At 44.1% G+C, this 12519-nt stretch carries 13 protein-coding genes and 1 pseudogene; 7 read left to right on the top strand and 7 right to left on the bottom strand.

Going from position 1 to position 12519, the window contains the following annotated elements:
* The first annotated feature begins 38 nt into the window (after positions 1–38).
* Positions 39–740: a hypothetical protein gene (locus HY58_RS18610; protein WP_156123521.1), complete on the top strand. Its 702-nt coding sequence runs from the start codon at positions 39–41 to the stop codon at positions 738–740.
* Between the two features lie 21 nt (positions 741–761).
* Here HY58_RS18610 and HY58_RS00645 read toward each other — a convergent pair whose 3' ends face one another.
* Together HY58_RS00645 and HY58_RS19380 are read right to left on the bottom strand one after the other, a co-directional pair.
* Entirely contained in the window at positions 762–953 is a 192-nt protein-coding gene (locus HY58_RS00645) for a hypothetical protein (protein ID WP_039126263.1), read from the bottom strand.
* A 92-nt stretch (positions 954–1045) separates the two neighbouring features.
* Positions 1046–1198, bottom strand: coding sequence for a hypothetical protein (locus tag HY58_RS19380; protein ID WP_156123522.1), 153 nt, complete (start codon positions 1196–1198; stop codon positions 1046–1048).
* A gap of 178 nt (positions 1199–1376) precedes the next feature.
* Here HY58_RS19380 and HY58_RS00650 point away from each other — a divergent pair, with 178 nt between their 5' ends.
* Positions 1377–3533, top strand: a complete 2157-nt coding sequence (locus HY58_RS00650; protein ID WP_039126266.1) for a hypothetical protein — start codon at positions 1377–1379, stop codon at positions 3531–3533.
* A gap of 89 nt (positions 3534–3622) precedes the next feature.
* Here HY58_RS00650 and HY58_RS00655 read toward each other — a convergent pair whose 3' ends face one another.
* Positions 3623–3979, bottom strand: coding sequence for an arsenate reductase family protein (locus tag HY58_RS00655; RefSeq protein ID WP_039126268.1), 357 nt, complete (start codon positions 3977–3979; stop codon positions 3623–3625).
* 80 nt (positions 3980–4059) lie between these two features.
* Here HY58_RS00655 and HY58_RS00660 point away from each other — a divergent pair, with 80 nt between their 5' ends.
* A complete protein-coding gene (locus HY58_RS00660) occupies positions 4060–4482 on the top strand; it encodes a DUF4440 domain-containing protein (RefSeq protein ID WP_039126271.1) in 423 nt (140 codons plus the stop codon).
* 4 nt (positions 4483–4486) lie between these two features.
* Here HY58_RS00660 and HY58_RS00665 read toward each other — a convergent pair whose 3' ends face one another.
* Complete coding sequence (locus HY58_RS00665; RefSeq protein ID WP_039126274.1) at positions 4487–4846, bottom strand: hypothetical protein; 360 nt, start codon at positions 4844–4846, stop codon at positions 4487–4489.
* Between the two features lie 60 nt (positions 4847–4906).
* Positions 4907–5458: pseudogene (locus tag HY58_RS00670) on the bottom strand (outer membrane beta-barrel protein); the annotation flags it as partial.
* 561 nt (positions 5459–6019) lie between these two features.
* On the opposite strand from HY58_RS00670, the gene HY58_RS00675 reads away from it, so the two are divergent.
* From HY58_RS00675 to HY58_RS00685, 3 genes are read left to right on the top strand one after another with little or no spacing between them, the layout of a single operon-like run.
* The gene (locus HY58_RS00675; RefSeq protein ID WP_052323717.1) at positions 6020–6505 is read left to right on the top strand and encodes an RNA polymerase sigma factor; all 486 of its coding nucleotides are present in this window, start codon (positions 6020–6022) and stop codon (positions 6503–6505) included.
* A complete protein-coding gene (locus HY58_RS00680) occupies positions 6486–7118 on the top strand; it encodes a hypothetical protein (protein WP_216593751.1) in 633 nt (210 codons plus the stop codon). The genes HY58_RS00675 and HY58_RS00680 overlap by 20 nt, the downstream gene beginning before the upstream one ends.
* A gap of 25 nt (positions 7119–7143) precedes the next feature.
* The gene (locus HY58_RS00685; protein WP_039126286.1) at positions 7144–7995 is read left to right on the top strand and encodes a dienelactone hydrolase family protein; all 852 of its coding nucleotides are present in this window, start codon (positions 7144–7146) and stop codon (positions 7993–7995) included.
* Here HY58_RS00685 and HY58_RS00690 read toward each other — a convergent pair.
* A complete protein-coding gene (locus tag HY58_RS00690; RefSeq protein WP_082022009.1) occupies positions 7988–10243 on the bottom strand; it encodes a sialate O-acetylesterase in 2256 nt (751 codons plus the stop codon). The two genes, HY58_RS00685 and HY58_RS00690, sit on opposite strands and share 8 nt — an antisense overlap.
* 217 nt (positions 10244–10460) lie before the next feature.
* On the opposite strand from HY58_RS00690, the gene HY58_RS00695 reads away from it, so the two are divergent.
* Entirely contained in the window at positions 10461–11555 is a 1095-nt protein-coding gene (locus HY58_RS00695; protein WP_039127684.1) for a glycoside hydrolase family 18 protein, read from the top strand.
* 66 nt (positions 11556–11621) lie between these two features.
* On the opposite strand, the gene HY58_RS00700 is transcribed toward HY58_RS00695, so the two are convergent.
* Positions 11622–12497 (bottom strand): OmpA family protein, encoded by an 876-nt coding sequence (locus HY58_RS00700; protein WP_039126291.1) that lies wholly within the window; start codon positions 12495–12497, stop codon positions 11622–11624.
* Positions 12498–12519: the final 22 nt, after the last annotated feature.

The raw sequence follows: 12519 nt of genomic DNA on the forward strand, positions 1-12519 counted from the left end.
CCATGTTTGGAAGGGTAGATTTACAAAAACATTTAACCATGAATAGTTTATCAATGCAACGATCACAGAGGTTGTTTGCCATCCTTCTTGTAATCGCCATTACTGCCTGTAGCAGGACTTCAGAGCCCGGCCATGAAATCAACTCCACTGTTGCCGGTCTGCAGGTGAAAACACTTGAAAAGGAAATGATGCTTGCCGCCCGCCATCAGGGAAATATCAGGGTAAGTTTTCCTTCCCAGGATCCTGGCATCCCTCTATATGTTCGAGCCGAACCCAGTCTCAATCAGTATTTTGTAAAAGATGGCTGGCTGGTTATGCCCTTCTACCGCAATCCCGCCTGCATCAGGCCCGATTTCAACCTGCTCAGTTATTTTGATGTTCCCGCTGCTTTTGGATGCGAGCTTAAAGTGGAGGGTTCATATATAATAGAGTCAGGCGCACCGCTGGGCACCTTTCCCATTATAAGCCAGAGTCGCGGATCGGCTGTTCCATTCTGGTTTGTAAAATGGGATGATTTCGCCGCATTGGCTGCGGACGGGGTGGTAACAATTGCAGATGTGGAAAGCCTGACCCCGGTGAAAGGCGTTGCGGATAATTTTGCGGAGATGCTGAAACCGAGGATTGAGAATCACCAGGTGGTGATCAATGCTTCCGGTAGTTTGGAGGATGGGAGAACCTTTATGTTTCATGTTAACCACCTTGGCAATCAAACCCAATCTATCAGACTGGAGTTTAATTGACGCGGTGGTCAAATGAAGGTCTCAGAGTGTATTTTCGCAACCTTCTTCTTCCTTATAGAGCTGTCCCATCCAGCTGCTTGCCAGGCCGGGCTGCACCATGATGGTGGTGCCGCTCCGGGGCTTCAGGCTTTGTTCCCCCAGATATTGACAGCAGCAATGACTGCCATTAACACCAGCGGAACAGCGATCAGGGTAATTCGTTTCATTGATCAAGGTTTAAATGTGGGTACAAATCTAATCCAACACAATACAGTTGACAATCGATTTATACATGATATGTGGTTTTTTTAGTATGAATTGTAGCGTTAATACAAATAGCTGTAACGGATCACTGGTTTCAGCAGCCCGTCTATGGAAATCCGCTGGTCGCGGTGCACCGGCCTTCTCAATGCATCATTTACATTAGTGATGGTGAGAAGGTTTTCAGTGTCGTCATTGGCATCTACTGTACGCACCACCCGCGGGTTGTTTTTTCTCCAGGTTGCCCGAGGGGTAATAGGAACCTATTGATTCTGCCTGCCTGACAGAAGATTTATGGAATACCGGATGACTTTGTGAATAGCGGCGCCATATCGTTACTGGTGGCACGATAATTTACTTGTTAATACCACGTAAATTACCCTCAGAAATCAGCGCATGAGTATCTATAACCGATTCGTTATTATTCTTATTTCATTGGGCCTTTCTTTTTCACTAAAGGCCCAGAATACACTGCCCGAGGCCAATGCGCTCCTGGATGCTGAGCAGATGCAGTTCCAGTCATTCCTTAACGGACTGAATGGTGATACCGCCATCAACCTGTTGATGGATGCTTTTGTTTCCAGCACTGCCGATAGTTTACAGATCGCCATTAATGATGACAGATCCATTGTTACTGAGAAAAAGTTGAAGGGTATTACGAGTATCCGGTATTTCCTGCAGATCATTCGCGCGGGTATTGCCCAGAAACAATTTGAATTGTATGATATACCTGATGCACTTGACAAGTTTCCGAAGATAGCAGATGCCTTGGTACATGGCACAGCATTCAGGCCTTTCCTATTAGGTTTCGGGGCAAGGCGTACCCAGATCATGGCCGACAGCTTCCGTCAGTTCCCGGAGGGCAAACGTTTTCAGCACCTTGCTGATGTTCGTAGGATATCGATGAACATGGAGATGATTCTTCCTATGGTGGAGGCTCGTCCGGACTTCCCCTATATCGATACCGTACTCGTTTATGTGGCGGAGCGATCACCGATGCATATCGTTGATTATATAACGCTGAAGAATAACCGTATCACTGATTCTATTTATAAACTCAAGCATCCGCTCTTAGAGCAGCTCATAACATTGAAGGGTAACCGCAATGCCAGTGAGATCGCTCCTCTGGTGGGTGAAATTGCTGCGGGTCGGCTCACGGCTGACAGTATTCAAAATCTCCGGAGCAAAAATGTTACAGGCTATTACCAGTTGTTGGTGAATACCCTCCAGCAGAATAGGACCAGTATCGGTAACGGCGCTGCTGCCGGTATGCAACCCGCTTTGCGTAATGCTTTGTATGATAAAGCGATGGCCTTTTATATTAAACCCATTAATGAATTACACGAGAAAAAGGATGATATAAGATTCAAATCGATTCAACCTCTCCGCGCCATCGACCTCTATTATCTTGTTACCAGTGGGGAAGATGAACTCTATACATCCAGCTTCCTTGGCATTTATAAAAAACTGATGGGACAGCTGCCTGCGGGCCGATCCGACAGCCTGATGGAATGGGTACAGTATGATCAGTTTAGGAAGTTCATACGGATAAGCTCTCATTACAATGTGCTCAATGATTTTCTGAATAATATGCCGGAAGATTCACGGCAGCAATTGTTGAGTCGGTTTATTGGCGGTATTGATAGCAGTCCGGAAAGTGGAATTGAAGATGCGATGGATGTGGCCGATGCTTTTTCCAGTCTCTCTAAAGATTCGACCTATAGTCCTCTCGTAGCATCTCTCCTGAAAGAGAATATTACCCGCTGTACCCGGGATAATAATAGATACTGCGTGCGACTTTATACCATACTTCAGCAGGTGTTTACCATGGCCAGTGATCCGGCATCATCAAAGGATATCTTCAGCAAACTCGGAAACTATGAATTGCTTAAGATGGATGCACTCCGTGATAAACAGAATATAATTAACCAGTTGGTGATATTTTATGGCGACGATGACGGAAAAGGTTCTTTCAATAGTTTCATGCAGATCTTTAAGGATACTACTGCATGGAAGGTTACAAAATCAGAACAGTGGGTGGAGATCAGTTCCCGCCAGGAGGGCCAGCAGGTAAAACTTTTTGCCAACCTCCCGCTCGATAATGACAAGGGGCTCGATGAACAGGCACAGCTGGCATTGATGACTCACCTTAAAGCTGAAAAGATCAATCCCGGGGTGATCATTCACCGCGGGCATAGTTATCACCTCCCTACCACGCTTAATTATTTGCAGCCGTCTATGAAGCTAGCATTCCTTGGTTCCTGCGGCGGCTTCAGGAATATCCTGACTGTAGCGGGTAAAAGTCCCGATGCGCAAATCCTTGCCACCCGGCAGATCGGCTCCAAATTGATCAATGATCCGATGATCCAGGAAATGAATCTCCATTTCCTGGAATCCCGCGATATAAACTGGCCTCAATTATGGACGCAACTTGGCGAGCAGTTCAGCAAGACCGACTTCACTAAAAATCTCTTCGAAGAGTATGTGCCGCCTTACCGTAACCTCAGCCTCTTCGTGATACGGCTCTATAATATTGATGCCTCGTCTCTTTAATTATACCCGTCTGACATCCGTCCGGACATCCGTCAGACGGATGTTTGTAACCTGTCGCGACAAATAACTGAGACCTGTCCTGACGGATGTCAGACGGGTAGGGAAGCTTTAAGATCCGCTACTGTCGCCCTAGAATTGCCGATGAAGATCTTCCTGCCGATGATTGCGACCGGGCGCTTGAGGAAAGTATATTCCTGAAGGATTAGCTGGCGGTAATCTATCTCGGTCAGCGTCTTTTCATGCAGACCCATGGACCGGAATTTCAATGCCCTCCGGCTGAAAAGCGCTTCATAGCTGCCGGCCAGCATTTTCATTTCATCGAGCTGTGCTGCTGTAATGGGTTGCGACTTAATATCCTGTAGTTGTATATTATTTCCAGTAGCATCCACTTCCTTTAGGATCTTCTGGCAGGTATCGCAATTGGCGAGGTGATAGATCTTTTTCATAATTCAATTGGATGGTAACATTTGCCGATTCTGTTTGGTTTAATTGACGCGCAAATGTACCTTGAAAACAAAATCACTCCATGCGCATTTTCCTTCTTGCCTGCAGTTTATTAATGGCCTCCACCATTTTGGCACAAAGCTCAGATGAAACAACTATTCGCAACCTGCTGCAGCAACAGCAGGAGGACTGGAACCGCGGAAACATAGAAGCCTTCATGCAGGGTTACTGGAAGTCAGACTCGCTGATGTTCATCGGCAGCAGTGGTGTTACCTATGGCTTTAAAAATACCTGGGAGCGATACAAAAAGAATTATGATAGTCGAGATAAAATGGGAGAACTGAAGTTTGACCTTCTTCATGTTAACCGTCTTGCAAATGATGCTTTCATGGTTGTAGGCAAATGGCATCTCAAACGCACCGTGGGCGATATCGGCGGCATTTACACACTTATACTCCGCAAGATCGGCGGTAAGTGGGTCATTATTTCAGATCATACAAGTTAGTGGGTCAATCACCTGTTTTTTTCGCCAGCTGTTCCTGCTTATGGGTATTGATAGATAGTGCAAGAGAACTCTTTAATTGCATCTTTAATTTCCTGTTGTTTAATCTGGCATCTTTACTTGAAATGTTTTCTTCACCCACCAATTGGTTGTCATTGTTATAAAAAAAGATAATCGATTTTTCAGGCTGGTCCAAGGTTGATTTAATAACCCAGTAGCCCTCAGCTGGAACGTAGGCTGGAATGGCCCTTGCGAGTTTTTGTTTTTTGAATTGCTTTTTCTCTTTGTTGTTAGAAGGGTCGCCGGAAGAGGCGGAAACGACGGAAAAGGCAGGCAGTAATACTGCCAGCAGGAGTAACTTTTTCATGGCTTAAGGTTTAGCGTAAAACGATACCTTGAAATTACGAAAAATACTCGGGCCATATTGTTAAAACGCTGAAGAGCACCATCTTCCGACATACAACATTCTCTCCCGTTTAACTGCAATTATTTTATTAATTACCATCTCCAACTTGGCTTTGTTCAGCATTGCTTCTGCCGCTATTTCTTTCGGATTATCAGAACAATTCTTGCCAAAGCGCCAGGTGAAACTGATGTTTGCAACTCTTGAATCGCGGTTCCGTCGGAAACGCCCCCGAATATTCTGGTACCTGATATCACCTACGATTGTCTGGGAAAAGAAAATGTCGCGCACATTCAGTTTCAGGCTTCCTTTACCCATCAGCACCTGTTTAGCGATGCCGGCAGTTACCTGCCCCAAGTCATAGATAATAAACTGCGCATCTTCAAAAGCAGTGTTATAGTTTCCCGACATCTCAGCTGCCCATCCCTTGCTGAATTTGAATTGGTTGTTCATGTTGGCATTTCCACTGGTATTTTGGCTATTGAAATCATTATTGATTCCGGTACCACTCACCTTACGATAGCTGCCTGTTGCACCTATAATGGCCCACCACCACCTTGTGGGATTTAACTGTGCCGTTACCGTTAGATGGTGCGGTCGGGCTTAATTTCAATCATGGGTTTTATTGCAATAACCGTTACCGCTCCCAATTCTTTATTGTCAGCCTCCATGGTGATGGCGCTGAATTTTTTTTTTGCCTGGCATGCAACTCAAAAACCTCACTCATAAAGTTTTTGAAACCTACAGCGCTTATCGATAAACGTAGGTGCCAAAATTAAGCTGGTTAATCTTTAATGCGCCATTGCTTCCGGCGATAGCTAGTTGGCAACATAAGACTTCCATTGCCATTCCACTCACTTTAGCATTTTGCTGTGCCTGCGCGAAAGCGCTTACCCATCAGTAAAAAATCCAGAATAAGGTTTTAACACCATAAAGATTGAATCATATACGCAGGTAGAATAGGTAAATAGGGATGATGGGTCAAATAATCCTTTCAGGTGACGAACGGTGAAAATTGTGTATGAAAAATTTCGTAGGTGGAGGTCATCTCAGGCGGTCATATTTTATTTTTAGAAGGATGTAATAAAAGGAGATGGGCTGCGACTTATATTTATTGATCCCAACCAAAACCATTACTTGAGCGAGACTGAATTTCTAGAGCAGGTCAAAATTAACCAGGGCATCATCTACAAGGTGGTGTCTATTTACGCGGCCGACCCTGAAGAGAAAAAAGATCTCTACCAGGAGATCCTTCTACAATGCTGGAAAGGCTGGCCATCATTTCGGGGTGATTCGAAGTTCAGCACCTGGCTCTATCGCATCAGTCTCAATACAGTTCTCACCAGTATGCGTAAGAAGAATACGATGATCTATCCGGATACACTTCCGGAAGAGGAGAGCCTGCGAGCCACTCCCCTTGAGCGCGAAGATTCACAAGCCCTTCACCAGGCCATCAGGCAACTCACCGATGTTGACCGCGCGTTGGTATTGCTTCACCTTGAGGGATATGCCAATAATGAAATAGCAGAGATGATGGGCATATCTGCAAACAATCTTGCCGTTAAGCTGATGCGTATCCGTCAGCGGTTGGCTAAACTTTTAAATGCAGTGGATCATGAATGAAAATAAGAACTGGCAGAACTGGCAGCCGGTTGATAAAGACCTCGAAGGCTTGTTACGGCCCGGCTTTGCAAATAAGCTACAGGCGCATCACCCCCTGATGAAGCTGAAGCGAAATCTTCTGATCAATATCATCTGGAGTGTAGTGATCACTTTAATATATGTATTGCTCATTATTTTTTTCCCCGTATGGCCTGTGTGGCTGGCACTTGCCATTACCAGCCTGTTCAATATCGCTACGGTATGGCCCGCTATTGGTTTTTATAGAGAAATCCAGCCCGAAGTATCATCATCACAGGGACTGTTGCAGCAGATGAAAGTGCAGCACGATGCAATATCTGCCTGGGGAAAGCTCCAGCTAAGGCTTGCTCTCTTTGTATATCCGGTGGCTACTGCGGGTGGTTATTTCCTGGGTGGTATTCTGGGTTCGGGAAGAACAGTTGATGAACTGTTGACCCAGAAGCTTTTTGTTTGGGTGTTGCCCATTGCCATAATTGTTCTTGTACCGCTTAGTTATCTCCTCGCGAAATGGATGTTCCGAAAAAGTTTTGGCCGTCACCTCAATGCGTTACAGAATAATATACGAAGTCTGGAGGCTTTGGATAAAGAGAACTGAGTATCTTACTATACAACTTTTTACCATGGACCAACGCATTATCAACCTCTACGACGAGTATACCCACCGCCCACTCGGACGCGAAGAGTTTCTCAGGAAACTTGCTAAGCTTACGGGTAGTGTCGCCGCTGCCCTAACCGTTCTTCCCTTGCTGGAAGCAAACTATACCGTAGCGCAAACAACTGAAAATGGCGACCTTTTAACAGAACGCGTTGATTACCCTACACCCCATGGGAATATGAAAGCTTACCTGGCGAGGCCAAAAGCCGAAAAGCCCTACGGTGCGGTGATTGTGATACATGAAAACCGTGGACTTAATGCCCATATTGAAGATGTTGCCCGCCGGGCTGCCGAGGCAGGATTTCTTGCGCTGGCCCCTGATGCATTATCACCACTTGGAGGCACGCCAACCAATGAAGATGATGCCCGTGCCTTATTTGGAAAACTGGTTAATGAAGAAAATGTAGCGCGGTTTGCCGCTGCTTTACCTTACCTGAAAGGAAGGAAAGATTGCAGTGGTGCTGTTGGCTGCGTTGGATTCTGCTGGGGGGGTGCCATGGCCAACAACCTGGCCATCTCTGTATCTGAGCTCAAAGCGGCAGTTGCCTTTTATGGCCGTCAACCAGAACTGGCAAAGGTGCCATCTATAAAAGCAGCGGTACAACTTCATTATGCAAGCTTCGATGAAAGAGTAAACGCCGGCATGGCCGATTATGAATCAGCTCTTAAAGCCGCCGGTATACATTATGAACAATATATTTATGAAGGCGTTAACCACGCATTCCATAATGATACTTCAGCGGCACGCTATAATAAGGAGGCAGCTGAACTGGCCTGGAAAAGGACCATTGATTTTTTCAACAAGCAGCTTATCTGAAACCGACAACCACTTTTTTGCTGCTGATCTTTTCTCCTTCCTGCACCTGTAATAAATAAATTCCGGGCGTATATCCTGATACATTCATCCTGCGTGTATTAGAACCTGCATTTGCATTAATAGCTAACCGCTGCAGTTCTCTTCCCGCCATATCAACAAGCCGTAGTGTTATATTGCGCCCATCCATTGCATTGAATTTAACCACCATGTCACTGATGGCAGGACTAGGAAAAATATCTATTGCAGCCGCACCCCACGATGATATATTGGAAGCGGTTACTTCCATCGGGCTACTCACAGCGTTAAGGGCATTAACGATAGTAGGCTTTGTGTTTTTTGCATATTGGGTAGAAGACGTTTCCGCATAAAGTGAATAACAATTCTCAATGTTAAACGCACCAGTTGAGGATGATACCAATATATTGTAACGCGCATTTAATGGACCTCCATTGTAGATCAACACTTCATTGGTAAGTCCTGACTTGGTAGACCGTGCAATCAGTTTTCGGTTCATATCATAAAGGAATACATTATAATCAGCGGGTAAATTGTAAAGACTGATTTTTACATTCCTCGCGGTAGAAGTTGTCTGTATCTGGAACCAGTCGCCATCTGTGGGTGAGGAGATATTTCCTTTAATAACTGTATTCAGCGAAATTGCTTTTGCCGTTGTAAACAGATCATTGGATTCATAGATATCTATACATGTAGCAACTGGTAACTGATTGATGGGGAATTCACCGAAATGCACTAAACCCAATCCACCGGCATTAGTAATAATAGGAGCAGGAAGATTATTATGACTCAGATAATTTACAGCGGTTGGATTGGTAGAAGTTCCACTGTTGCGTACGAAATTAATAAGCAACTGACTACCACTTAAGGTTACTCCTGTAACTGTATAACTGCCGCCACTCAAACTGAACTCACTGGTTAGATCTCCAGTTATTGTATACGTTGTATTAGGATCTTCCAAAGTTATGTTTACCTGGCTCGCAATTCCAGGGGAAGAGAATGCACTGAATATTGCACTTGTCGGTTTTGGAGGTTCTACCGAGGATGGAAGTTGAGTGGCATTGTAAAGTTGTTTGCGTACAATCAGTGACATCCAATCACCAATCTTCTGGTATCCTTCCAGTAATTTATAATGGCAATAATTTGCGCTGGTATTTTCTAATAGATGCGTTGTGTTGTTTGTGGAGATGATAGATACATCTGTCAGCTCTTTAGCAATCTGTCTTTGTGCCTCCTGGATCTGAAGACAGCCCTCCCTGGTAAACATTCCACATCCGAATCTTATCTGAGCAACATATATGCGGGAGATATTTGGAAAATCTGATTTCCAATCATTATAAAGCTCGAGAAACAGATTCTTGTATTCAGTTGTGGACATCTGAGCAGAACTTAAGCTTCCCGCTGCATCATTTTCACCCTGATACCAGAAAACGCCGCGGATATTATTTTTTAAGCCGGCTTCTGTAATTCGTTGAAGTAAACGGCCATAGTTGCTGTTGATATCAGTAGGGTTAGCATCGTTGCGCTGGAACCATGTTATTGATCGACCGGGATTAGCGCCATTCATTATGCAAACAGGAACCCCCTGCGTGCCGGCAATATTGGAAGCCATTCGCATCCCCCACTGGCCGGCGTTGAAATCATTTTCAAACCAGGCATTTCCCTCACCAATAAACCATCTCTTTGAATAATTACCTGTAGAACTCGCACCACCATATACACGAACAAATGGACGGTTAGGTGCATTTGAAAAACTATTGGCATCATTGCTTGCATCATAACTGCCACGGATGTTGGCAACAGCATTTGATTGTCCCTGAATAATGTAGGCATCTCCAGCAACAACATTATTAGCGGTACGTACAAGTGTTTCAACTGCATTATTGAAAGCAAAAAGATCGAACCTGTAATTGGCTAGCTCTGCCGGGATATCTACCGAAAATGAGAAATTAGCGATACCATTAATATAAAGAAGTGGAACAGTTGTTGTACCCAGTAAACTTCCATTGCGATATCGTTTCAATCGAAGTTCAGTATAACCACTGCTTTGCTCATAACTTCCCTGAATATTTACTGCTGCAAGGTTTGTAGAGAGATTTCGGGGATATAATTGGTAATCTGACGGAAAGCTTGACAATTGTCCAAAACTTACAAGCATTGTCAATAACAACAAAAAACTCAGTGCGGGACGTAAATATTTATTCATCTTTCTTGCGGATAGGTTAGTAGGCATAAAAGGTTTTTAGCAGGTACATAAATGATATTATCCAGCGTTGGATATATTGCTATTAACCAGTAAGGAAGTGGAGGTTTTTCGAAGAATGGGAAGGAATCTGATGTAAATGTACAGTAATAAAAAATATTCCCTCTCTTATGTTCACTTGATTTTTTCCCAGATCACGAGGGTATTTTTCCCGTATCTTAATCGCTCAATAAACTGTCTGATCATTATGAAATATGCAGTCGTTTTTTTGCTACTATGTTCAGGTTTCTTTTCCCGTCTTAATGCGCAAGCGCCAATAAAACCTTCGGTTATTGCCTATTACACTGGAAATGAAGAAGAGATCAAAAAATTTCCTTTGGCTTCACTTACCCATATCATTTACAGTTTCTTCAAATTGGACGGTGATACACTTGCATTCATTCGTCCGCATCAAAAGGAAACGCTCAGATCGCTCGTTGCTTTGAAAAAATTATACCCCGGTTTGAAAGTTATGGTGGCGCTTGGTGGTTGGGGCGGCTGTAAAACTTGTTCTCCCCAGTTTGCGAAAAAAGAAGTTCGTGAGAAGTTCGCAGGCAGTGTTGTAAAATTGCTTCGTGAATATGGTGCTGATGGATTAGATCTCGATTGGGAGTACCCTGGTATAGAGGGTTTTCCAGGGCATCCCTGGATGAAGGAAGATGTTTCGAATTTCACTGAGCTTGTACGGGCTTTACGATCAGCAATGGGCAACCGATATGAGCTAAGTTTTGCAGCGGGTGGATTTACCAGCTTTCTTGAGCAGGCTGCTGAATGGGATAAAGTGATGCCTTTAGTTGACAGGGTTAATCTTATGACCTACGATCTTGTTAGTGGCTTTAGTAAACAAACAGGTCACCATACCCCCTTACATGCTACCAGCCAGCAAAAAGAAGCAACAGACCATTGTGTAGATTATTTGCTCAGTATTGGGGTGCCTGCATCTAAATTAGTGATTGGTGCGGCATTTTATGCCCGTGTGTGGAAAGATGTACCCGATATCAATAATGGACTTTATCAATCCGGGGAATTCAAAACGATGGTTGGATATAAGAAATTTGATTCAACTTTTACGGCAGCAGAGGGTTACAAACTTTATTGGGATGAAACCGCCCGGGCACCTTATTACTATAACGTAAGCAAGAAAGAATTTGCAACATTTGACAGTAAAGAATCCATAGCCGTGAAAACAAGGTATATGCTCGATAAAGAATTGGGAGGAATTATGTTCTGGGAACTGAGCGGTGATAAGTATAATGGTGGTTTGCTTATTGAAATTGCAAATACTATTAATAGCCATAAATAATTTGAGGCCTGAAGCATGCGGTAATTAACACGGCATGTTTCAGACCTCAGACCAAAAATAGAAAACTTATTGTTGTTTGCGTTCCAGTAACTGGAAGAACTGATCCAACTGTGGCAGTATCACGATACGAGTACGACGGTTGGCAGCTTTACCTTCTGCGGTTGCATTTGATGCAACTGGATGGAATTCACCACGACCAGCGGCAGACATTTTAGCCGGGTCAAGACCATACTGCTTCTGCAGAAGACGAACAACGCTGGTTGCGCGCATCACGCTGAGATCCCAGTTGTCTTTCATCGGTCCGATATTACGCTTAAGTTCAGCGTTGTCGGTATGACCTTCAACCATGAATTCAATATTAGGCTGGTTCTTAAGTACAGTGGCAACTTTGCCAAGTACTTGTTTAGCACGGGTTGTGATGGCATAGCTTCCAGTTGTAAAAAGAAGCTTATCAGAAATATCCACATACACAACTCCTTTATCCACCTTAATATTAATGTCTTCGTCATCAAGGTTTCCAATTGCACCTTTCAGGTTCATGACAAGGGCCATGTTAAGAGAGTCCTTTTTGGCCATTTGTGACTGAAGATCCTGGATATAGGCGTCTTTCATTCCCAGGTTTTCCATTGACTTCTTGATGCTTTCTGCCTGTGAAGAACTGATAACTGACATGTCCTGGAGTTGTTTCAGAGCTGTAGTGTTATTCTCTTTCAGGTAATCGATCTGCTTGTTAAGTCCGGCGATTTCTGTTTCCAGTCCAGCCCTTTTACGTGCTTCTTCCGCTTTAGCATCTTCGCAACCTTTCAGGTCAGTTTGCAATTGGGTATACCTTCCGTTAAGATCTGCATAACGTGCCTGTTCGGCCTTGAATTTTTTGGAACTTACACAAGACACCATTGATAGTGTTGTGAAAGCTGCAACTACTAAGTAAGAAACTTTCATTTGGTTATTGTTTTAAATGATT

It is taken from the genome of Flavihumibacter sp. ZG627 (genome assembly GCF_000814325.1).
Taxonomy (GTDB): Bacteria; Bacteroidota; Bacteroidia; order Chitinophagales; family Chitinophagaceae; genus Flavihumibacter.